Annotated in this window: 22 protein-coding genes; 11 read left to right on the top strand and 11 right to left on the bottom strand. The window is 63.7% G+C overall.

What is annotated here, in order from left to right:
- Positions 1-63: 63 nt before the first annotated feature.
- From pstC to B4393_RS11215, 4 genes are read left to right on the top strand one after another with little or no spacing between them, the layout of a single operon-like run.
- On the top strand, positions 64-1128 hold the full coding sequence (gene pstC / locus B4393_RS11230) for a phosphate ABC transporter permease subunit PstC (RefSeq protein WP_078334215.1): 1065 nt from the start codon (positions 64-66) through the stop codon (positions 1126-1128).
- Positions 1125-2033, top strand: a complete 909-nt coding sequence (gene pstA, locus B4393_RS11225) for a phosphate ABC transporter permease PstA (RefSeq protein ID WP_078334214.1) — start codon at positions 1125-1127, stop codon at positions 2031-2033. The genes pstC and pstA overlap by 4 nt, the downstream gene beginning before the upstream one ends.
- A 10-nt stretch (positions 2034-2043) precedes the next feature.
- Complete coding sequence (pstB, locus tag B4393_RS11220; protein WP_070936667.1) at positions 2044-2820, top strand: phosphate ABC transporter ATP-binding protein PstB; 777 nt, start codon at positions 2044-2046, stop codon at positions 2818-2820.
- A 55-nt stretch (positions 2821-2875) separates the two neighbouring features.
- Positions 2876-3802, top strand: a complete 927-nt coding sequence (locus tag B4393_RS11215; protein WP_078334213.1) for an NADP-dependent oxidoreductase — start codon at positions 2876-2878, stop codon at positions 3800-3802.
- A gap of 5 nt (positions 3803-3807) precedes the next feature.
- Here B4393_RS11215 and phoU read toward each other — a convergent pair whose 3' ends face one another.
- From phoU to B4393_RS11195, 4 genes are all read right to left on the bottom strand, one after another.
- Entirely contained in the window at positions 3808-4485 is a 678-nt protein-coding gene (gene phoU / locus B4393_RS11210) for a phosphate signaling complex protein PhoU (RefSeq protein WP_070936665.1), read from the bottom strand.
- A 112-nt stretch (positions 4486-4597) separates the two neighbouring features.
- Positions 4598-6907, bottom strand: coding sequence for an LCP family protein (locus B4393_RS11205; protein ID WP_078334212.1), 2310 nt, complete (start codon positions 6905-6907; stop codon positions 4598-4600).
- A gap of 147 nt (positions 6908-7054) precedes the next feature.
- Positions 7055-8227 (bottom strand): tRNA dihydrouridine synthase DusB, encoded by a 1173-nt coding sequence (gene dusB / locus B4393_RS11200; RefSeq protein WP_109558503.1) that lies wholly within the window; start codon positions 8225-8227, stop codon positions 7055-7057.
- A gap of 13 nt (positions 8228-8240) precedes the next feature.
- A complete protein-coding gene (locus tag B4393_RS11195; protein WP_078334211.1) occupies positions 8241-9248 on the bottom strand; it encodes an acyl-ACP desaturase in 1008 nt (335 codons plus the stop codon).
- 212 nt (positions 9249-9460) lie between these two features.
- Between B4393_RS11195 and B4393_RS11190 the strand changes: the two genes are divergently transcribed.
- A complete protein-coding gene (locus B4393_RS11190; RefSeq protein WP_078334210.1) occupies positions 9461-9808 on the top strand; it encodes a hypothetical protein in 348 nt (115 codons plus the stop codon).
- Here the strand turns inward: B4393_RS11190 and B4393_RS11185 are convergent.
- Complete coding sequence (locus tag B4393_RS11185; protein WP_078334209.1) at positions 9765-10409, bottom strand: TetR/AcrR family transcriptional regulator; 645 nt, start codon at positions 10407-10409, stop codon at positions 9765-9767. The two genes, B4393_RS11190 and B4393_RS11185, sit on opposite strands and share 44 nt — an antisense overlap.
- A gap of 74 nt (positions 10410-10483) precedes the next feature.
- Here B4393_RS11185 and B4393_RS11180 point away from each other — a divergent pair, with 74 nt between their 5' ends.
- Together B4393_RS11180 and B4393_RS11175 are read left to right on the top strand one after the other, a co-directional pair.
- Entirely contained in the window at positions 10484-11500 is a 1017-nt protein-coding gene (locus tag B4393_RS11180; RefSeq protein WP_078334208.1) for an oxygenase MpaB family protein, read from the top strand.
- A 55-nt stretch (positions 11501-11555) separates the two neighbouring features.
- Complete coding sequence (locus B4393_RS11175; RefSeq protein ID WP_078334207.1) at positions 11556-12230, top strand: GAP family protein; 675 nt, start codon at positions 11556-11558, stop codon at positions 12228-12230.
- A gap of 5 nt (positions 12231-12235) precedes the next feature.
- Here B4393_RS11175 and B4393_RS11170 read toward each other — a convergent pair whose 3' ends face one another.
- From B4393_RS11170 to B4393_RS11160, 3 genes are read right to left on the bottom strand one after another with little or no spacing between them, the layout of a single operon-like run.
- The gene (locus tag B4393_RS11170) at positions 12236-13120 is read right to left on the bottom strand and encodes a 3-hydroxyacyl-CoA dehydrogenase family protein (protein WP_078334206.1); all 885 of its coding nucleotides are present in this window, start codon (positions 13118-13120) and stop codon (positions 12236-12238) included.
- Positions 13121-13159: 39 nt separating this feature from the next.
- Positions 13160-14080, bottom strand: coding sequence for a hypothetical protein (locus B4393_RS11165; protein WP_078334205.1), 921 nt, complete (start codon positions 14078-14080; stop codon positions 13160-13162).
- 28 nt (positions 14081-14108) lie between these two features.
- On the bottom strand, positions 14109-15002 hold the full coding sequence (locus tag B4393_RS11160; protein ID WP_078334204.1) for a 3-hydroxyacyl-CoA dehydrogenase NAD-binding domain-containing protein: 894 nt from the start codon (positions 15000-15002) through the stop codon (positions 14109-14111).
- 232 nt (positions 15003-15234) lie between these two features.
- Here B4393_RS11160 and B4393_RS11155 point away from each other — a divergent pair, with 232 nt between their 5' ends.
- Positions 15235-16428, top strand: a complete 1194-nt coding sequence (locus tag B4393_RS11155; protein ID WP_078334203.1) for a PucR family transcriptional regulator — start codon at positions 15235-15237, stop codon at positions 16426-16428.
- Here the strand turns inward: B4393_RS11155 and B4393_RS11150 are convergent.
- A complete protein-coding gene (locus B4393_RS11150; RefSeq protein ID WP_078334202.1) occupies positions 16425-17282 on the bottom strand; it encodes an SDR family NAD(P)-dependent oxidoreductase in 858 nt (285 codons plus the stop codon). The two genes, B4393_RS11155 and B4393_RS11150, sit on opposite strands and share 4 nt — an antisense overlap.
- Before the next feature lie 39 nt (positions 17283-17321).
- On the bottom strand, positions 17322-17819 hold the full coding sequence (locus tag B4393_RS11145; RefSeq protein WP_070936654.1) for a DUF1772 domain-containing protein: 498 nt from the start codon (positions 17817-17819) through the stop codon (positions 17322-17324).
- Positions 17820-17922: 103 nt separating this feature from the next.
- On the opposite strand from B4393_RS11145, the gene B4393_RS11140 reads away from it, so the two are divergent.
- Positions 17923-18381: a DUF2269 family protein gene (locus tag B4393_RS11140; protein ID WP_070936653.1), complete on the top strand. Its 459-nt coding sequence runs from the start codon at positions 17923-17925 to the stop codon at positions 18379-18381.
- Positions 18382-18435: 54 nt separating this feature from the next.
- Entirely contained in the window at positions 18436-19338 is a 903-nt protein-coding gene (locus B4393_RS11135) for a DMT family transporter (protein WP_078334201.1), read from the top strand.
- Here B4393_RS11135 and B4393_RS11130 read toward each other — a convergent pair.
- Entirely contained in the window at positions 19328-20272 is a 945-nt protein-coding gene (locus B4393_RS11130) for an AraC family transcriptional regulator (protein WP_078334200.1), read from the bottom strand. The two genes, B4393_RS11135 and B4393_RS11130, sit on opposite strands and share 11 nt — an antisense overlap.
- Before the next feature lie 111 nt (positions 20273-20383).
- On the opposite strand from B4393_RS11130, the gene B4393_RS11125 reads away from it, so the two are divergent.
- On the top strand, positions 20384-21079 hold the full coding sequence (locus tag B4393_RS11125) for an alpha/beta hydrolase (protein ID WP_078334199.1): 696 nt from the start codon (positions 20384-20386) through the stop codon (positions 21077-21079).
- Positions 21080-21121: the final 42 nt, after the last annotated feature.

Here is a 21121-nt window from a genome sequence, read left to right as displayed (position 1 = left end):
CACCCGGCGAGCTCGGGCAACCCGGGTGGGGACGTACCATCAACCACATAGACAGCGAGTTCAATGAGCAGCCAGACCAGCGGGATCGATCCCGTGGGGGTAGCCCGTTCGGCGGATCTTGACGGATCGGTCTTCGAGGAGAAGCCACAACCCATGAGCGATGAGGGCGACCATCAGCCACCCGCCAAGGTCACCAAGGCGGTTACCCGTCCCGGTGATCGCATCTTCTCCGGACTCGCGACGGGATCGGGCGTATTCGTTGTCGCGCTGATCGGGCTGGTGGCGATATTTCTGATCCTGCGTGCCGTCCCCGCGCTGAGCAACGACGACGAGAACTTCTTCCTCTACAACGGTCCGTGGCGCACCGACGACACGGCGCACATGCACTTCGGCGTTCTCGACCTGTTCTCGGTCACGGTCTTCGTTTCGGTCTTCGCGCTGCTGCTCGCCATGCCGGTGGCCCTCGGGATCGCGATCTACCTCACCGAGTACGCGCCCGCACGGGTTCGTGGGCCGCTGGCCTACGTCATCGACCTGTTGGCCGCGGTGCCTTCCATCGTCTACGGCCTGTGGGGCATTTATGTGCTGGCGCCGGCGATCGCACCGGTTGCCCTGTGGCTCAACGGGAATCTCGGGTTCATACCACTATTCGCCGATAGCCCCGTGAACATTGCGGGCGGCGGCAACCTGTTCACCGGTGGCATCGTGTTGGCGGTGATGATCCTGCCGATCATCGCGGCGGTCACGCGAGAAGTGTTCATTCAAACTCCCAAAGGGCAGATCGAGGCGGCGCTCGCCTTGGGCGCTACCAAGTGGGAAGTGGTGCGCACCACCATCATTCCGTTCGGCACCTCCGGGTACATCAGTGGTTCCATGCTGGGTCTCGGCCGCGCGCTGGGCGAGACCATCGCCCTGATGTTGATTTTGTCGGGTACATCGGTGGCGTTCGGCTGGTCGCTGTTCGACAGCGGCAGCACCTTCGCGACCCATATCGCGTCCAATGCGTCGGAATTCAACAACGAATTGGAGGCCGGTGCCTACATCGCGGCCGGGCTGGTGCTGTTCGTGCTCACGTTCTTGGTGAACTCGGCGGCACGTGCCGTCGTCGGCGGAAAGGGCCGGGCATGACCACGACTCTTGACAGGCCCGTGAAGGAGCCTGCGTTCCATCCGCTCTCGGGCAGGCGCAAGTTCACCAATGCACTTGCCACCGTGCTGGTCTCGGCGGCGGTGATCATCGCTCTGATTCCCCTGGTGTGGGTGCTGTACACCGTGCTCGATCGCGGATTCGATGCCATCCTCAGCGCCGACTGGTGGTTCAAATCGCAGAACATGATGACCAACCGGATCGCGGGTGGTGGCGCCTATCACGCCATCATCGGCACCCTGTTCCAAGGCCTGTTCTGCGCCGTCATCTCGGTGCCTATCGGCATCTTCGTGTCGATTTATCTGGTCGAATACGGTGCCAACTCTCGGCTGGCCAAGCTCACCACCTTCATGGTCGACATCCTGACGGGTGTGCCGTCCATCGTCGCGGCGCTGTTCATCTACGCCCTATGGGTGGCGACGCTGGGGCTGCCGCGGTCAGGTCTTGCGGTATCCCTGTCCCTGGTGCTGTTGATGATTCCGGTGGTGGTGCGTTCCTCGGAGGAAATGCTCAAGATCGTTCCGAATGATCTGCGTGAGGCGTCTTATGCCCTGGGCGTGCCCAAATGGAAGACCATCTCGCGCATCGTGCTGCCGACCGCGCTGTCCGGTGTGGTCACCGGTGTGATGCTGGCACTGGCCCGCGTCATGGGTGAGACCGCGCCGCTGCTGGTGCTCGTCGGCTACAGCAAGCTGATCAACTACGACATGTTCGGCGGAGAGATGGCCTCGCTGCCCGGCATGATGCTCGATCAGCGCAGTGGTTCGGTAGTGGGGCTTGCCGAGTCCCGGCTGTGGGGCGCCGCCCTCACTCTCATCTTGTTGGTCGCGGTTCTCAACGTAATCGCCAAGCTCATTTCGCGTTTCTTCGCGCCGAAAAAGGTCTAGGAAGGTAGTCATGGCCAAGCGCCTCGATCTCAAGGACGTCAACATCTTCTACGGCAAGTTCCACGCCGTTCAGGATGTCGCGCTGTCGGTTCCGCCTCGCAGCGTGACGGCCTTCATCGGCCCGTCCGGTTGCGGTAAGTCCACCGTGCTGCGCACGCTCAACCGGATGCACGAGGTGACCGCGGGCGCCCGCGTCGAGGGTTCGGTGCTGCTCGACGGTGCCGATATCTACGGTGCCGGGGTGGACCCGGTATCGGTGCGTAAGACCATCGGCATGGTGTTCCAGCGTCCAAACCCGTTCCCCACCATGTCGATTCGCGACAATGTGGTGGCAGGTCTGCGGCTGCAGGGTGTGCGCAGCAAGAAGACCCTCGACGAGGTCGCCGAGCGTTCCCTGCAGGGCGCCAACCTGTGGAACGAGGTCAAGGACCGTCTTGATCGCCCAGGTGGCGGGCTGTCCGGTGGTCAGCAGCAGCGCCTGTGCATCGCCAGAGCCATTGCGGTGCAGCCGGATGTGCTGCTGATGGACGAGCCGTGCTCGGCCCTGGACCCCATCTCGACATTGGCGATCGAGGATCTGATCTCCGAGCTCAAGCAGGAGTTCACCATCGTCATCGTCACGCACAACATGCAGCAGGCCGCGCGCGTCAGCGATCAGACCGCGTTCTTCAACCTGGAGGCCGCCGGCAAGCCGGGCATGCTGGTGGAGATCGACGACACCGAGAAGATCTTCTCCAACCCCACCCAGAAGGCCACCGAGGACTACATCTCCGGCCGCTTCGGCTGATCCTGCCCGCCCGATCGGGCGGAATAGTGCCGGAGTCAACCCCGTTGACATGTGCATGACCAAGGCAGTGCAGTTCGATCGCTACGGCGATATAGACGTTCTCGAAGTCAGGGATGTGCCGAGGCCGGTGCCGGCCGCTGACCAGGTATTGGTTCAGGTGCGGGCCGCGGGGATCAACCCCGGCGAGGCGAAAATCCGCACCGGGATGCTGCATGACAGATTCCCGGCGGCCTTCCCGTCCGGGGAGGGTAGTGACCTGGCGGGTGTGGTTGTCGAGACCGGCCCCGGGACCGTGGAATTCGCCCTGGGCGACGAGGTGTTCGGCTATACCGATGACCGGGCCAGTCACGCGGAGTTCGTGGTCGTCCCGGTCGGCCAGCTGGTCATCAAGCCCGAGAGTTTGTCGTGGGAGGTGGCGGGCAGCCTGTTTGTCGCGGGCACCACTGCATACGCCGCGGTTGGCTCGGTCGATTTGGCTCCCGGCGACGTGGTTGTCGTCTCGGGCGCGGCAGGGGGAGTGGGCACCATCGCGGTACAGCTCGCCAAGGCGGCGGGCGCGACCGTGATCGGCATCGCCGGGCCGGACAACGACGAGTGGCTCACGGGGCACGGCGTCATCCCGATCAACTACGGCGACGGACTGGCCGACCGGATCAGGGCAGCAGTGCCCGGGGGACGGGTCGACGCCTTCCTCGACCTCTTCGGCGGTGGTTACGTGGAGCTGGCACTCAATGAGCTCGGGGTGGATCTACGGCGAATCGACACCATCATCGACTTCGCGGCAATCGAGCGATTCGGCGTGCAAAGTGTGGGAAACGCCGAAGGCGCCTCGGCGGAGGTGCTCGCCGAGCTGGCCGCGTTGATTGTCGCTGGAAAGCTAGAAGTCACTGTCGCGCAAACATTCCCGCTGGATGACGTGCGCGGTGCGTACGAGCTGCTGGAACGTCAGCACACCCGCGGAAAGATCGTGCTGGTGCCGTAGGTGCGCTAGATCGTGGTGAGGTGGTCGTGGCCTTGCCCCTCCGGGGGCAGGGTTCCGGTCACCTGGAAGATGACCCGGCGGGCGACCTCCACCGCGTGATCGGCGAACCGCTCGTAGAAGCGGCCCAGCAGGGTCACGTCGACGGCGGCGGCCACGCCGTGCTTCCACTCGCGGTCCATCAGCACCGTGAACAGGTGCCGGTGCAGGTCGTCCATCGCATCGTCTTCTTCGTTGATGCGGGCGGCCTTCTCCGGGTCGCGGGTCAACAGCACCTCTTGTGCGCTGTTGCCCAAATCAACTGCGACACGGCCCATCTCGGCGAAGTATCCGTTGACCTCTTCGGGCAGGGCGTGCTGCGGGTGGCGGCGGCGGGCGATCTTGGCGACGTGCAGGGCCAGGGCGCCCATCCGGTCCACGTCCGCGACGATCTGGATGCTGCTGACGACCTCACGCAGATCGCCGGCCACCGGAGCCTGCAAGGCCAAAATGGCGAAGGCGCTTTCCTCGGCCGCGGCACTCATCGCGGTGATCTGCTCGTGGTCAGAAATCACCTGTTCGGCGAGAACCAGATCGGCCTGCAGCAATGCGCGAGTGGCCCGTTCCATGGCGGCTCCGGCCAACCCACACATCTCCCCCAGCTGTGCCGACAACGAGGACAGCTGCTCCTGAAACGCGGTACGCATGAATCAAGACTACGGACCCGTCGTCGTCGAGTCATGGACCTGGTGTGAACGGCGAGTGAATGCCACTACAGGTTCCGTGTACGAAACTGCGAGCAGTGTCTAAATAGCTGGACTATCCGCAGCTAGTGTCGCCGGCGTTGACGACGGTCAGGTCCATCGGAAGCTCGGCGGGGGCCATCGAGCCGGACGACAGCTGCAGTGGGACGGTCGACCCGGCGGCGGGCGGCGCCTGCAAGTTTGCGGTGGAGGTGTAGTCGCTCCCGAGGACAACCCGCACCGTGGTTTGAGCGCCATTGATCCGCTGGAGCCGGGCGTTACCGAACGAGGCGGCAACCGTCGCGGCCTGCTGCTCGTGACCCGGCGAGAAGAAGACCGTGGTGGCGGGCAAGGCCGACGGGTAATCGTCGGTGGTGGTGATGCCGAATCCGTATCGGGTCAGCTGGCTGGCCGCCGACGCTGCCAGGCCGGTTTGGCCCGTGCTGTTGGACACGTGCACGTTGATCTCGCTGGGCTCGGTGGTCACCAGGTCGACCTGCTCGCTGGGCGTGGCCGGGGTGTTCTCAGGAGTCGGTGTGGCAGTGGATGTTTCGCCGAGCTCGCGCGCGGATCCGTGCTCGCTGGATGCCAGGGTGGTGTCCTGGGTGGTGGTGCCGGGCATCGGAACGCGGGTGCCGTCGGGCTGCAGCTCGCCGGGCAGCGGATCATCGTTGATGATGGCGTCGAAGATCTTTCGGATATCCGTGGTGCGCGGTGTCTCGTTGCCTTCGGAGTCGGTGCCATCGGTGGGCACGGTCAGGAAGGTGATTCGGCCGGCCTTCACGTCCTGGAGCGACTGGCCAAGGTCCACAAGGTCTTTCGTCCTGATGTTGTCGACATAGGAGTCGTCGATGAAGGTGTTCACCACATTGTTGAGCTTGCTCAGCGAGAAGAAAGTGTTGTGCGAGATCATCGAACGCAGCAGCGATGACAGGAACAACTGCTGCCGCTTGATGCGTCCGTAGTCGCCGTTGTACTCGGTGGTGACCTGGCGCGCGCGCACGTACTGCAGCGCCGTGTGGCCGCTAATCGTTTGGCGCCCAGCATTTTCCAGCACAGTGCCGAGCTCGTAGTCCTCGATCGGGGTGGGCGAGCAGACCTCGACCCCGCCGAGCGCGTCGACTATTTTGGAGAACCCGGCGAAGTCCACCCCGAGGAAGCGGTTGATGTTCAACCCGGAGATCTTCTGAATCACCTTGACCAGACACTTGGGTCCGCCGAAGGCGAATGCTGAGTTGAGTTTGGTTTCGGTGTAAGCCTTGTCGGGTCCGTAGGCCTTGGAGTCCTCGTTCCACACGTCACAGAGCGTCGGCTGGATCGCCAGATCGCGGGGGAAGGACACCACCGCGACGCGCTTACGGTTGGCCGGGATGTTGACCAACATGATGGTGTCCGAGCGCGTGCCTTCGGCATCGGAGGTGTCACCGGCGCCCATGGCGCTGTTGGCGCCGGCGCGGGTATCGACGCCGATGATGAGGAAGTTTTCGTCGCCGTACTGACCGTTGGGATCGCGGATGTCGCGGGAGTTGGGGTCGAGCGCCTCGACATGATTGAGCCTGCTGTTCTTGGCGTTGCTCCACTGCCACGCACCCCCGGTCAGGGTGAGGGAGCACACCGCGACGACGGCGGCGATGGAGCGCCCGAAGTAGATCGGCCGCCGCGAGCGTTTGGTTTCTTCCTCCCGGACAACGGCCTCCGGATTGCCCACCCGGATCGGGATGGCGCGAGTGTCGATGTCGTCGTCCAGGTTGGATGCCCGAACGCGACGTGCGGCGGCCTTGTCATAGAGGGGGGCGTCGTCTGGGTAGTCGACGTATTCGTCCGCCGGCTCCTGGGAATGTTGATCAAGATCGGGTGCGTGTTCCTGCACCTGGGGGAGGACGTCTGTGTGGCTTTCGTCGACGAACGACGGTGGAGCAGGCTCCTCTGCGTAGTCGTCGGACTCCTGGGCGCGCGAGTGCCGACGTGACCGTCGGCCGCCGCTGGCACCCTCACGGGCCAGGAGATCGGCGACCGACAGCGAGTGTGATCCCGTTTCGTGCGCCGATGGCACCAGCGGCTCCGGGGGCCTGGGAGCCGATCCGTTGGGAGCCGGCCTGGCAGGCCGCGCGGGAGGCAGGGGTGCGGGCCGGGGCACCGGAGCCTCGGCCGCCGCGCGCTCCGGCTCCCGCAGCGATTGTTCGGTCTGCAACCGCCGGGTCCACTCGTCGTCGGTGGGGTCGGGCAGCGAGTGATTCAGGGCAGGTGGTGGTGTCCACGGTGTGTTGGACGGTTCCGGCGCCACGTCAATGTCAGGATGACTGCCAACGGGTTCGATCGTGCGTTCCCATGGGGCCGAGCCGTACGCGCGTGGTTGGGCAGGAGTGGCGTTTGGGCCATCACCCATGTTCAACCTCGCTTAAAACGTCTGGACAGTTGCAAGTACACGGCACACCGGCAGCAGATAACGCCGCGCTCGGGGCACGGTCGTCGTCACATGCTACTGAGCATTGCCGCAGATCACCATGCCCGGTGACCTAGATGTGACCCCACATCACCCACCAGAGTGCATGACGTCGGCAGCCGAGGGAACCGTGCAATCGTCGGGGTCATTGAGCCAGCCATCGGGCAGCGACACCTTCGCGGGTGACCCCTGACGCCCTCGGGGCCCGTTTCCACCGTCGGGGAACGGGGCGGTCTGATCGAGCTGATTGAGCAGGGTGTCCAGCTCGGCGCGGGTACGCACGAGAGCCAGTGCTCGCCGGACATCGCCGCCGGCGGGGAAGCCGTGCAGGTACCAGGCGATGTGCTTGCGCATATCGCGCAACGCCTTGTCTTCGCCAAAATGATCGACGAGCAACTCCGCGTGGCGGCGCATGATGTCCGTTACCTGACCGAGATTCGGTGGCTCCGGAATCGTCTGACCGTTGAAAACGGCACTTAATTCGGCGAAGAGCCACGGACGTCCGAGACATCCGCGGCCAATGACGACGCCGTCGCAGCCGGTCTGTTCCATCATGGCCACCGCGTCGGTGGCATCGAAAATGTCGCCGTTCCCGAGGACGGGGATGGTGGTGACGTGATTCTTGAGCGCGGCGATCTGGCTCCAGTCGGCGGTGCCCGAGTAGCGCTGTGAGGCGGTGCGGGCATGCAATGCGACGGCCGCGGCCCCCTCGGCCTCGGCGATGGCGCCGGCGTCCAGGTGGGTGTGATGGTCATCGTCGATGCCCACGCGGAATTTCACCGTCACCGGGATTTCGGTGTTTTCGGTCGCAGCCACCGCAGCTTTGACGATCTGACCGAACAGCCGTCGCTTATAGGGAAGTGCGGCGCCTCCGCCGTTGCGGGTGACCTTCGGGACCGGGCAGCCGAAGTTCATGTCGATGTGGTCGGCGAGATTCTCGTCGACCACCATCTTGGCGGCCCGATACGTCGTTTCCGGGTCCACCGAATACAGCTGCAGGGACCGCGGCGACTCCTCGGGGGAGAAGGCCGTCATGTGCAGGGTGGTGGGGTGCCGTTCGGCGAGCGCGCGGGCGGTCACCATCTCGCAGACATAGAGACCGCTGACGGTGCCGGAGGTTGCCAACTCCAGCTCTCGGCACAGCGTGCGGAACGCGACGTTGGTGACGCCGGCCATGGGCGCCAACACGACAGGGCTCGGTAATGCCAAAGACCCGATCCGCAATGCAGACCGGGCCTCCGGCAGATCGACGGATGCAGTCACGGTGTCATTTCGATTAGACGCTGACCGCTTCCCGGGCGGCCTTGGCGGCATTGCGCTCGGCGCGCTTGGCCTGGCGGTCCAGGTACTTGGCCTTGACTTCCTCGAAGTCGGACGAGGTCTTCTTCAGATCGCCGACGATGCGGTTCAGGTCCTCGCGATACCACTCGCCCTCGCCGTTGATGTCGTCACGATCGAAGATGCGCCATTTGCGCAGCACCGGCAGCACGACCTCGTCGAGGTGCGACTGCGGGTCGTAGACGCCGCCGGTGGCGATGGTGACGGCGTTGCGGCGGAATCCCGGAATCGTGTAGCCGGGCATCTTGAAGTTGTCGAGCACTCGGTGAATGGACTTCATGGCCTGGTTGGGGGCGATTTCCAGGCCGGCCGAGACCATGTTGCGGTAGAAGATCATGTGCAGGTTCTCGTCGGTGGAGATGCGTTTGAGCAGCTCATCGGCGACGGGCTCGGCGCAGGCCTTACCGGTGTTGCGGTGCGAGACGCGGGTGGCCAGCTCCTGGAACGTCACGTAGACCACCGAGTCGAACAGGCTCTCGGCGAACAGTTCCTCGCCGCCCTGCCGGTTCTGGCCGGGAGAGAAGCCGCGGGTCATCTGCTCCACACGCAGCTTCTCCAACTCGATCGGATCGACCGAGCGGGTCACCACCAGGTAGTCGCGGATGGCGATGCCGTGGCGGTTTTCTTCCGCGGTCCAACGGTTGACCCAGGTACCCCACGGTCCGTCCATCGTGAAGTTCATCGCGATCTCACGGTGATACGAGGGCAGGTTGTCCTCGGTCAACAGGTTGGTGATCATCGCGACCTTGGCGACCTCGGAGAGCTTGGACTGCTCCGGATCCCAGTCCTGGCCACCTAATGCCTTGTAGTTCTTGCCCTCGGACCACGGGACGTAGTCGTGCGGGTTCCAGTCCTTGGTGACGCCGAGGTGGCGATGGACATTCTCCTCGACCACAGGCTCAAGCTCGTGCAGGAGCTCAAGGTCGGTGAATTCCTTCTGCGACATGAATGCGGTCCTCGGTTCGACAGAGTTATCTGTATCTGGAAGTTGCAGTCAATATATCTGTAAACGGCGGTTGCATACAAGTGGACGGGCCGCGACACACATCCACCCTTCCGCGTGCCTTCCGACGTGCGGATTGATGCTTTTCTCGCTGGAGCTGCGAGGCCGTTACACCCGCAGTATGCTTCCTGGCAAGCCAAGGTGGAGGTGTATCGGTGAAGTCGGTAGTGAACGCGACCATTGTCGCGGCTGCGGGTGTGGGTTTCTCATTGGCGATGGCCGGCCTGGCTCATGCGGGCGGTCCCACCGACACCACCGGGCAGTTCTACAGCGATGCCTCCTCGACGCTCAAGGGCGAGGGCTACACGGTGGTGGTTGCCGGGCGTTCGGGCGATCAAGTTGGCCTGGACAATTGCCTTGTCGCGCACCAGGAAGCCTTCACCGTCAAGAAGGGACAGGACGACCGCGGCAAGATGGTCCACGTGACCTTGCGCTGCTACAAGGCAGAGGTCGCGGCGGCTAAGAAGGCTGCTGAGGAGAAGGCGAAGTCGGCCTCGACGTAGCCGTCGCGCCAGCCGTCGAGTTGACACCCTGTAGCAGGATCTGCACGCAGTAGTCCACGAATCGCTGCCGGTCCACTCTCAGCTCCTCGTTGAGGTATCCCCGGAAAAGGCTTGTCAGTGCCCCCACCAGGCTGGTGGCGACCAGCTGTTGCTGCACCTCGTCGGTGAGGTTGGTGCTGAGCTTTCCCTGGAGCAGCGCCACGAATCGCGGCAGCCAGTCATATCCGGACTCGGAAAGTGTCGGCTCAAAGGTCGGTGCTATCAGCAGGACGCGCCCCATGGTGGGTTCGTCCACCATGAGCCGGACGAAAGCGTCGACCCCCTCATGCGCGGACCGCGCATGACTGAGCGCCTCGATGGCACGGAAACCCACGTGGTCGTAGACCGCCCGGACAAAGGTGTCGCGGTCGGAGAAGTTCTCGTAGAAGTACCGCTCGGTCATGCCCGCAGATCGGCAGACGGCGCGGACGGTGACGGCAGGGCGGGGGCTGAGTCCGAGCAGCCGCACGCCGGCCGCCATGAGTTCGCGGCGCCGCTCATCAGCCCGCTCGGCAGGTGAGACACCCGCCCAGCTACGTCGCTGCGCTTGACCGTTCGGCACGGGCCTCCTAATCTGATATCAAAGTTGACAACCGTGATTGTCACTATACGTCGAACTGCAACGGAGCGTTCCGAATGGTCAACGATATGTCCGAGCTCGCCCAGGCGCAGCCTGCCGCCGAATCCGGCGCCTTCATGTCGGGTTGCCCGGTGAGTCACGGAACGGGTAAGTCCACGCCGGTCCCGCTGGGGCCGGAGTCGTTGACGTGGAAGTACTTCGGCGATTGGCGCGGAGTGCTGCAGGGGCCGTATGCCGGATCCATGCAAAACATGCACCCGCAGCTGGGTGCGGCCGTTGAGCAGCATTCGTTGTTCTTCCGGGAGCGTTGGCAGCGGCTTTTGCGCTCCCTGTACCCGATCGGCGGGGTCGTGTTCGACGGAGATCGCGCACCCATGACGGGCGCCGAGGTGCGCGACTATCACGTCAACATCAAGGGCGTGGATGACCAGGGGCGCCGCTACAGCGCGCTCAACCCCGACGTTTTCTACTGGGCACACGCGACCTTCTTTATGGGCACGATCGTGGTGGCGGACTGGCTGAGCGGCGGAATCGGAGAAGCCGAAAAGCGTCAGCTGTTCGACGAGCACATCGTCTGGTACCAGATGTACGGCATGAGCATGCGGCCCGTACCGGCGAGCTGGGAAGAATTCCAGGAGTACTGGGATCACATGTGCACCAACGTCTTAGAGGATCAGAAGGCGGCACGTGACGTGCTTGACCTGACGACTCTTGCGGTGCCGCCGTTCGCGCCCTGGATTCCTGAGCGCGTGTGGCGCTTCCAGCGCCGTCTGGTGGCTCCGCTTTTCGTGTGGCTGACCGTTGGGCTGTATCACCCGGCTGTCCGGGAACGCTTTGGATACACCTGGTCCGCGCGTGATGCGTGGTTACACCGCAAGTTTGGGCAGGGTGTCAACCTGCTCTTCACGTTCGTGCCGGAGCGCAAGCGTCGTCATCCGCGCGCTCGTGCCGGATGGGATCGCGCGCTCGGGCGCATCCCCGCGGATGCTCCGCTGCCGCAGACCCCGGACTACAACCTGCCGCCGAGCGACACCTGGGGCAGCCCCAATCACTACAACCCCAAAGCGACCTAGCCGCAGTTTGTATTTCGGCGGTCACGCCGTGTCCGTGGTGCCATGATTGCTGCTCATGGTAGGAAGTTGGGGTTCGGTCCTCACCGGGCTCATTCCACTCGGGCTGGTTGTCGCACTCTCACCGATCACCGTCGTCCCGGCGGTGCTGGTCCTGCAGGCGCCGCGGCCACGGCCGAGCGGTCTGGCCTTCCTCGCGGGCTGGCTATTGGGCTTGGCGGCGCTGACGGCGTTGTGTGTCGGGGCCACGGGCTTACTGGGCGGGCTACACAGGTCGGTGCCGAACTGGGCCTCCTGGGTGCGGGTGGTCCTCGGATCGGTGCTGATCGTCTTCGGCATCTACCGATGGCTTACCCGGCATCATCACACCGAGTCGCCGGGCTGGATGCGATCGTTCTCCACCATCGGACCTGTCCGGGCGGCGATCACCGGGACGGCCTTGGTGGTGGTCCGGCCTGATGTCCTGTTCATTTGCATCCCAGCCGGATTGGCGATCGGTGCCAGCGGGCTTGACGACGCGGATCGCTGGCTGGCCGCGGTGTTCTTCGTCGTCGTGGCCGCGTCATCGGTCGCCGTGCCGATACTGGCTTACGCGGCCGCCGGTCATCGTCTTGACGACGCGATGCGGCGGCTCAAGGACTGGATGGAGAAGAACAACGCCGCATTGATGGCGGCAATCCTGGTCGTGATCGGGGTTATGGTGCTGTACAACGGGATTCGCGCGCTGAGGTGAGGCGCCTAGTCGTGTGACGGCTGCGGGTAGTCGTTGTAGAAGCCCTCGCCGGACTTCACGCCCAGCTTGCCGTCGTCGACATATCGCTGGAGAAGGTCCCGCGATGTGGCAGGGATGTAAGGGAAGTGGTCGATGTAGTTCTTCTCGATGTCCAGCGCGACGTCGAGGCCGACGTGATCAATAGTCCGAAACACGCCCACTGAGCTCATACCGGATGCGACCCAGATTCGGTCGAACTCGGCCGGCGTCGAGACTCCCTCGGCGACAACTGCCAGGGCTTCGCGCTTGATGGCAGCCCACACCCGGTTGATGATGAAGCCGACACTTTCCTTACGGGCTACGGCGGTGACGAAGCCGTGTTTGGGCAGTTCCTCGCTGAGGACGTCGAAGATCCGTTCGTCGGTCTTTCCGTCGGTCATCAACTCGGCCTGTGGGGCTTCGGGTGGCTGCCCGTAGTGGGTGTTCAGAAATCGTTCCGGGTGTTTGACCTTTCCGATGAGCTCACCACTCCTGAAGGACGACGAGTTGGTGCCGATGATCGTGTCGGGTGCGGCGATTTCGTCGAGCTGGCCCAGGATATCGATCTTGAGTGCCTGCACTTCGGGAACGGACTCAACGACATACCAGGCATCCTTCACCGCGCTGGGCAGGTCCGTGAAGTACTCGACGGTGGCGGCTGTGGCCCCCTCATCGCTTCTGGCCCAGACCAATTGCGGAATCCGTTGGTCGAGGAATTCCCTGGCTGACTTCAGCGAGTCCTCGGAGACGTCGTAGAGACGCACCACTCCGCCCCGTGTGGCGAAGGTAAGGGCGATGCGGCGGCCGAGCGTGCCTGCGCCCAGCACGGCGACCGGGCGATTGGCGATGTCTGTCGGGGGTGAATACGTCATGTTCTGTTCCTATCTGTGCTGACGACTGGTGAGTTATGTTCAGATACCGATGATTCCGGTGAAATTTCCGTCGACCTTCGCGAACGTGTGTTCGCCGCTGCCGTCGAGGTTGACTGCCCGAATCTCGCCCGCCATATCGCTCACGTAGGCGATGCCGGCTTCCTTGTCCACGGCCAGGCCAATGGCTTCCCCGAACCCGGACGCGAGAACGGTTACGGCGCCGCCTCGTTGTCCTGGAGCGGGGATACGAGCCTTGTTCAATGTGTTGCCCAAGGGCGCGGCGCCGCGGTCGGTCCAGTAGATCAGTCCGGCATCAAGGTCGAGTTCGATGTCGATCGGCTCGGGTAGGTCGGACCAGAGCACGTCGATATCGCGGCGCGTCGGGGCCTGTCCGTCGGGAATCTCCAAGGAAGTCCGGAAGATTCGGCCGTCGCCGCCCTTGGACGGGCCCTTCTGGGTCCAGTACAGGAGGCCGTTGCGCTCGTCAATCGCCAGTCCGACACATTGATTGCGGGCAATGTGACGGTCTTTGTCGGTGGTGGCGACCACGACCTCGTCGCGCAGGTCGCTGCCGTCCAGTCGCACGCTGCGGATGGCCGCGCCCTCGCGATCGGACCAATACAGGCGTCCTAGTGACCATGCTGCCGAAAGCTGTTTTCCGGTAACGAAACTTCCTGTCGGCAGGAGATAGCCCCGCCCGCTGCCGTCGATTGCGGCCCTCTCGATGGAGCCGTTCTGCCCGTAGAAATCCAGGTTGTGTTCGGTTGGCGGTTCAGCGGGGTGCACAAGGGTGGGCACGCCCATGTTCGTCCAGTAGATGTTCTCCCGGGCGGGATCGACGATGATGCCGTCGGGCAATTCATTCAGTCCCGTAACCAGTTCCGTGAATTGTCCGCCGGAAACGGGAAACTTCAGGATGGATCTCTTGATCTGGTTCAGCGCCAACAGGTATCGAAACATGGTGTTCTCCTTGAGGTATCGTGCTCGTTCAGGCGTCTAATTGACGAAGTGCTGCCAAGACAGCGCTAGTGCGTTCATCGCGCCGGGCGAGTAGTCGTTGGTAGTTCTGCTGGCCGGTTCCGTAGGCGGAATCAATGTCTTCGATCAGTTGCTCGATTACCTGCGGGTCCGCTGAGGGAGTCCCGAGTGCGATCTTGCCCACCTCGGCGCCAACGCCCTCGTAGAGATGCCGTGCGCCCTCCGGGCCGCCGCCTAGCGCGTTTCCTTCGAACAATCCTGTTGCGGCCCAGCGCAAGCCAAGCGAATTCTGCAGAGCGATATCGAGGTCCGCGACGCTGACTACTCCCTCCTCCACGAGATACTGCGCTTCGCGGGTCAGCGCAACTTGGAGGCGGTTGGCGACGAAGCCGGGAACCTCCTTGCGGATCACAATCGGTGCTCGGCCCAGTGCCCGATACAGCTCAAGGGCGTTCTGCAGTGTGGATTCACTCGTCTGAGCTCCTGGAACCACCTCAACCAGCGGCATCAGCTCGGGCGGATTGAACGGATGGCCCACGATGACCCGGTCACCGGCGCTCAGACCGTCGGCGATGAGGGTCGCCCCAATAGAGGAACTCGAGGTGGCCAACACCGCGTGTTCGGGCGCCGAGTCCAGAAACTGGCCGAACAGCTCATGTTTGACGGCCAGACGCTCTGGGCCGTTCTCCTGGACCAGGTCGGCTTCCGCGACCACATCGGTCAGCGCATGGCTCCCGAACACGTCGGGGTTATCCGCGCCGAAGGTCGCTGCGACCAACGCGTCGAGATCATCGCGGGGATCGGTGATGCCGACTCGCCATCCATGGTTGCGGGCCAGCCGGGCCCACGACAGGCCGATGACGCCAGCGCCGACGACTGCCATGGTCTTCTGCCGATCGCTCATTGTCGCTTTTCCTTCTCTGCGGTTGCGAGCAATGTCGGTGTTCGATCACCCGCTCGGTCGGTGGCCCCAGGATCCGGTGTCACTCCGATGTGTTCCGAGAACTCAATTCTGGGTATATGAACAATCTATTCGCATCTGAGCCGCACGTCGATGGCTGTAGAGCCAAGATGGAGAGACATCAAATTGTTGATTTGAACAATTTGAATGGTCCGGGGAGTTGTATCCTCGTGGTATGAGTGAGCCGCCGGCGGACACAGTGGGGGCAAATCTGCGGGCAGTCGGACGCCAACTGCTCACCCGGGTGGACGAGCTGAGCGCCAAACAGTGCCGGATCATTCGTGAACGCGTCGCGGCATACCGGGATCCTGGGCTGGTTACCGATGAGGATCTGTTCGCGGCAGGCCGTGACCAGATGGTGTTCCTCTTGGAGGTAATGGGTTCGGGTACCCCCGATACCAGCGCGGCGGGTCGGGTCGGCAGGTTGCGCGCAGAACAGGGAGTGCCGCTGGCCGACGTGATGTCGGCCTACCGGGCCGGGGGGCAGTTTCTGTGGGACCAACTTTCGCAGGCGATCGACACGGCAGGTCTGTCTCGGCAGGAGTTGCGGGCTGCGGCTTCACAGGCATGGCAGAACCAAGACAGATATACGGATGCGATGGCCGAGGGATATCGCGACGTTGTCGTCGAGCAGCTGCTCCAACGCGATCAGGAACGATCGGCGCTGGTAGGTGGGCTGATCGACGGCCGCCTGCCGACGGGCATCACCGCGTGGGACGCGGCGCATCTGCTCGGGTTACCGGAATCTGGGTGCTTCGTCGTGGTCGCCATTGACTCGGGGCCGCTCGACTACCGCGCATTAGGGGCTGCGGAGAAGGCCCTCCGCGACCACGGATTCGCCTCCGCCTGGCGGGTTGAGCCTGATATGCACGTGGGTGTTGTTGCGGTCGTTACGCGTTCGCGGCTCGGCGAGCTGAACGAAGTGTTACGCGGTCTAGGTGTGCGGCGAATCGGGGTCAGCCCGGTGTATGACGGCTACCCACCGCCCGGTTCCCCCCTCAACTATGCCAAGGCGGCCCTGCTTGCGACCACCGAGGACGAGGCGGTCGTCGCATTCGACGTGAATCCCTATGCCATTGCGGCGATTACCGATCCGCAGACCATGGAGCGATACCGCGACCTGGTGTTGGGCGGCCTTGCCGATGTCGGTGCCGCGGACCGGCAGCTGCTTGTGAGCACCTTTCAGCAGTGGGTGGCTTGCGATGGCTCCATCCCCGCCACCGCAGCGGCGTTGTTCTGTCATCCGAACACCGTCCGATACCGGCTGCGCAGGTTGAAGCAACTGACGGGTCGCGATGTCGCCCGTCCCCGCGATATCGCTGAACTCCATCTCGCTATCGAGGCCGACCGCCGCCTCAACGTCTCCTAGCCGCGCAACGGCAGCGGGTCTACACCGACGAGATCGCAGCTTTTGGCGTACAGGTCATCTTGCGCCGCTTGGTTTCTGGTGTAGCGCCGGACCGGGCTTGGCCTTTGTGCGGCGAGATATTCTCCGTTACGCCCGTGGTAATCGTCCGACACCGCCATGTCGGCGATCAGTCGACTTGGCCGCTCCGGCGTGATCAGTGCCAACATCACCAGTGAGCGGACTGGCCGCGGTATCTCACGCCAGATGTCGGATCTGACGTTGCCGGGATGCAGCGCGTTCGACGTGACCCCGCGGGGCAAGCGGCGCGCGAGTGCGTTGCTGAACATGAGATTGCCCATCTTGGACTGCGCATACGCCGCGTAGGTGAAGTAGAGACGCCTTCCTTGCCAGGTCTTTTCGTTGATCCGTCCGGTGCTGTGGGCAACGGAGGACAAGTGGATGACGCGTGCATCGCCGCTTCGCGCGGCCTGTAGTTGGGGAAGCAGCAGGTGCGTCAGCAGGAAGGGGCCCAAATAGTTGGCACCCCACTGCAGTTCGAAGCCGTCCTGTGTGGTGGATTGCCGCATTGGTGAGGCGCCGGCGTTGTTGATCAACACATCGACCTGGGGGTGCTGCGCGGCCAGCTCGCCGGCGAAGCGGCGGATGTGTTCGAAGGAGGACAGGTCCAGCGACATGACGTCGACTTGAGCGCCCGGCGTCGCGGCCAGGATCTGATCGCGCGCTGCCCGGGCTTTCTGTTGATTGCGGCAGGCCATGACGATGGAGTGCCCGTCGGTGGCCAACCGCTGTGCGGTGGCCATGCCGATTCCGGCGTTGGCTCCGGTGATGACCACCGTTCGCGAGCTGCTGGGCATGCTGATCTCCTCGTCGAGATATCCGGAACAGGGGCAGTTTCACACGGCGGTGGTCGGGTGTCGACCGGCGGCCTGCCACACGAGGCGTAAGGCCCTCATGGCGAATATCAGTGCGGTGGCAGCCAGCGCCAGACGAACGAGGTTGAGCAGATTCCAGTGCAGGGCGAGTTGGTGCAGCTCCTTGGGGGTTTCTCCCAGAGAGCCGAAGAAGAGCGTCATGTTGAGCGTGGTGACGATATAGACGGAAAGGGCGATGCCGGCGATCTGGGCTACGGCGGACAGCGACAACGAGAGCTTCTCGGGTGCCTTCCATGGTGTGCGAAAGAACCACACGAGCAGCGTGATCGCGGCGATCAAGGTCAGGGGCACGTAGTAGTACACCGGGTTGGTCACCTCGGTGAACTGCTGGAAGGCCCTTAGTTGCTCCTTGCTGTCGCCGGCGATGTTGGGCCCGATCACGATGGCCTCGTACAGGTTTCCGAAGAACCACATCGCGATCCCGAACACGGTGAAATACATCAGTATTCGACGGCCCATCGGCACATACTCCCAAGATTGCGGCCCGATACGGCCAAAAGTCGTCGAAATATGGCCAGCGGCGGCCTTTCGGGCCCGGTGTGGGAGCCGATACCGTCTGCGCGTGACCAAGGTATTGCTTTCGATCCACGTCCTGGCCGTGATTCTCGCGGTGGGGCCAATCGCGGTGGCAGCCAGCATGTTTCCAGCGTTCGCACGCCGGGCGGTGGGCGATGGCGGTGTGGATCTGGGCAGTCTGCGCACATTGCACCGGGTGTGCCGGGTGTATGCGGTGGTGGGGATCGCGGTTCCGATGTTCGGACTGCCGTTGGCCGATCTGATGGGCGTGCTGGGCAGCGCGTGGTTGATCGCGTCGCTGGTGCTCACGGGGGTGGCGGCGGCCGTGCTGGTATTCGTGGTGTTGCCGCGGCAGCAGCGTGTGTTGGCTCAGTTGGGGGAAGGCGAATCGCCTGACGCGCGGGTTTTCGCGAGGCTGGCGATGTCTACCGGGATTTTCAACCTGTTGTGGGCGGTGGTGACGGTGCTGATGATCGTGCGCCCGGGCTCCAGCACCGGCGTGTAGACGACGGCGAAAAACCGCTAGCGCCCGCGCTCGGCGGTGCTGTGCAATTGCGCAGTGGATACCGCGACCGTCGCACCGGCCCGCAGCCGCTGGCTTCCGATCCAGTTCGCGGCCCTTGCCCTGGTGTGGGGCGGGAGCTTCCTGTTCATCAAGGTCGGACTGCACGGGCTATCGGCACTGCAGGTGGCGGCCGCACGCCTGGATTTCGGTGCCCTCACCCTCATCTCCCTGATGGTGTTGCTTCGGGTTCCGCTGCCGCGCGAGCTCAAAATCTGGGGACATATCGCGGTGGTCTCGCTGACGCTCTGCGTGATTCCGTTCGTCCTGTACCCGTGGGCCGAGCAGAGCATCGATTCCGGACTGGCGAGCATCTACAACGCGGCAACGCCGCTGATGACCACCGTGGCCACGCTCGTCGCCCTACGCGCCGAACGGCCCAGCCGAATGCAGTTGCTCGGACTGGGATTGGGGTTTCTGGGGGTATGTGTGGTGCTGGCGCCGTGGCAACTGATCGGCCACGGGGAACCGGTGCTCGCGCAATTCGCGTGTTTGGCAGCGACGATGAGCTACGGGATTGGCTTCGTCTACATGCGCAAGTACGTCACGCCGCTGGGCCTGCCTGCGCTGACGGTCGCCGGAATCCAAGTGGGTGTGGGGGCGGCCTTACTGACCGTTGTTGTCGCGATTGCGGATCGTCACGCGGTGTCTGCGACGCCCGCGGTGGTGCTGAGCATGCTGGCACTCGGGGTGCTGGGCACAGGTTTGGCATATGTGTGGAACACCCACATCATCAATGGATGGGGTGCCACCGCGGCATCGTCGGTCACCTATCTGACACCGGTGATCGGGGTGTTGTTGGGTGCATTGCTGTTGGATGAGCACATCGGCTGGCACGAACCCTTGGGCGGGGCGATTGTGATCGCGGGAATCGTGTTGAGCCGCAGAGCTAGTCGCTGACTTGAGGTGATCGGGGCCGTTGGTGTGTGCGCCAACGCAGGGGAGGCTCGCCGAATCGGCGTTGGAACGCGCGGCTGAATGCGGCGTCCGAGGTGTATCCGACGGTTCGTCCGATCTGGCTCACCGCGTCGGTGGTGGAGCGCAGGAGATGGGCCGCGCGGTCGAGCCGTCGCTCGGTAATGTAACTGGCGGGCGGCTGCCCCAGTAGCTCGGTGAATCTCTGGGTGAAAGCTGAGCGTGACTGCCGCGCGTGCTGGGCGAGCTCCGCGATCGACCAGGGATGCTCCAGGTTGTTGTGTATCGCGGTGAGCACGGGAGCAAGCCGTGGATCCATGGCGGCGGTGAGCCAACCCGGTTCGGTGCGATGGGAGCTCGACCATTCGCGCAGCGCGTGGATGAACAGCAGGTCCAGGATTCGCGAAATCATGACCCACGAGCCAGGACTGGGTGTGACGATCTCGGCCAGGATGAGCTGAAGAGACAGTGGCAGCCATTCGTGACCGGGCCGGCTGGCATGAATGACGATGGCCGGTGGCAGCACCGACAGCAGGGGGTCGGCGGCCGTCCTCTCGGCGGTGAACCTGCCGCTCACCCACCAGGTGGCGCTCAGGGGTTCGTATCCGTGGGTCGGCTCGGTACCCGAGAGGCGATGAGCCGTGCCGCGTGCCAGCAGCACCATGTCGCCGGCATCAAGCGTGCACACCGGAGCTCCCTCGATATGCACGCGGAGCCCGGGAGTCTCGGCGATGTGCAAGACACGTTCACGTGCGGGTACGGCGATATCGAACGGGGGCTCTGCAGAGCAACGCACTGCGGATTCACCCTGCAGCCGGATTGTGGACAGGACGCCGGAGAAGGCGTCGATATCCGGAGTCCCTGCGGACACGCTGAGAGATTCTGGATGATCGGCAAAATAATCTGGACTACGGGTCATGTCACTTGCCTCATTATCCAAATATGTTGGTGGTGCCCCATGAAGTCAACAACGCCGACGATGGCGGTGTCCACGGGGTGGAGGTCGTCCAACATCTACTGAGAGGCAGATATGCCCAGCAAACCAGCTATCGTCCTGGTCCACGGATTCTGGGGCGGTGCCGCACATTGGGGAAACGTGATCGTCGAGCTGCACGGTCGCGGGTATGGGGATCTTCACGCGGTGGAGAACCCGTTGACCTCACTGGCCGACGATGCTGCCCGCACGCGGCAGATGGTGGCGCGGATCGACGGGCCGGTACTGCTTGTCGGGCACTCCTACGGTGGGGCGGTGATCACCGAGGCGGGCGACCTGCCGAACGTGGCGGGCCTGGTTTATGTCGCGGCGTTCGCCCCCGACGCCGGTGAGAGCCCCGGTCAGCTGACCGAGCAGCTGCCGCCGGCTGCCGCGGCCAATCTGGAGCCGGATAGCGACGGCTACCTGTGGATCAAGCAGGACAAGTTCCGTGAGAGCTTCGCTCAGGATCTGTCCGAGGATGCTGCGCTTGTCATGGCCGTCACTCAAAAGGCGCCGCTGGCATCGACATTCGGTGACGCCATCACCGCACCCGCGTGGCGGAGCAAGCCCTCGTGGTACCAGGTATCAACGCAAGACCGGATGATCAACCCGGATAACGAACGCCGGATGGCGCAGCGGATCAGCCCCCGAAAGATCATCGAATTGGATGCCAGCCACGCCTCGCTGGCATCTCAGCCGGTGGCTATCGCTGATCTCATTGTCGAGGCCGCCGCGGATTCCGTCGGCTAAGAGGTGTTGCGACTGGGGGCATCGGCAGGCGCTGCCGGTGCC

This window comes from Mycobacteroides franklinii, from assembly GCF_002013895.1.
Classification (GTDB): domain Bacteria; phylum Actinomycetota; class Actinomycetes; order Mycobacteriales; family Mycobacteriaceae; genus Mycobacterium; species Mycobacterium franklinii.
The sequence above is the reverse complement of the archived record's forward strand: the minus strand, read 5'-3'. Positions and strand labels throughout refer to the sequence as shown.

Coding starts and splice junctions, on each gene's coding strand:
- pstC (WP_078334215.1), top strand. CDS start 64: ATGAGCAGCCAGACCAGCGGGATCGATCCCGTGGGGGTAGCCCGTTCG.
- pstA (WP_078334214.1), top strand. CDS start 1,125: ATGACCACGACTCTTGACAGGCCCGTGAAGGAGCCTGCGTTCCATCCG.
- pstB (WP_070936667.1), top strand. CDS start 2,044: ATGGCCAAGCGCCTCGATCTCAAGGACGTCAACATCTTCTACGGCAAG.
- B4393_RS11215 (WP_078334213.1), top strand. CDS start 2,876: ATGACCAAGGCAGTGCAGTTCGATCGCTACGGCGATATAGACGTTCTC.
- phoU (WP_070936665.1), bottom strand. CDS start 4,485: ATGCGTACCGCGTTTCAGGAGCAGCTGTCCTCGTTGTCGGCACAGCTG.
- B4393_RS11205 (WP_078334212.1), bottom strand. CDS start 6,907: ATGGGTGATGGCCCAAACGCCACTCCTGCCCAACCACGCGCGTACGGC.
- B4393_RS11195 (WP_078334211.1), bottom strand. CDS start 9,248: ATGTCGCAGAAGGAATTCACCGACCTTGAGCTCCTGCACGAGCTTGAG.
- B4393_RS11180 (WP_078334208.1), top strand. CDS start 10,484: ATGGTCAACGATATGTCCGAGCTCGCCCAGGCGCAGCCTGCCGCCGAA.
- B4393_RS11175 (WP_078334207.1), top strand. CDS start 11,556: ATGGTAGGAAGTTGGGGTTCGGTCCTCACCGGGCTCATTCCACTCGGG.
- B4393_RS11170 (WP_078334206.1), bottom strand. CDS start 13,120: ATGACGTATTCACCCCCGACAGACATCGCCAATCGCCCGGTCGCCGTG.
- B4393_RS11165 (WP_078334205.1), bottom strand. CDS start 14,080: ATGTTTCGATACCTGTTGGCGCTGAACCAGATCAAGAGATCCATCCTG.
- B4393_RS11160 (WP_078334204.1), bottom strand. CDS start 15,002: ATGAGCGATCGGCAGAAGACCATGGCAGTCGTCGGCGCTGGCGTCATC.
- B4393_RS11155 (WP_078334203.1), top strand. CDS start 15,235: ATGAGTGAGCCGCCGGCGGACACAGTGGGGGCAAATCTGCGGGCAGTC.
- B4393_RS11150 (WP_078334202.1), bottom strand. CDS start 17,282: ATGCCCAGCAGCTCGCGAACGGTGGTCATCACCGGAGCCAACGCCGGA.
- B4393_RS11145 (WP_070936654.1), bottom strand. CDS start 17,819: ATGGGCCGTCGAATACTGATGTATTTCACCGTGTTCGGGATCGCGATG.
- B4393_RS11130 (WP_078334200.1), bottom strand. CDS start 20,272: ATGACCCGTAGTCCAGATTATTTTGCCGATCATCCAGAATCTCTCAGC.
- B4393_RS11125 (WP_078334199.1), top strand. CDS start 20,384: ATGCCCAGCAAACCAGCTATCGTCCTGGTCCACGGATTCTGGGGCGGT.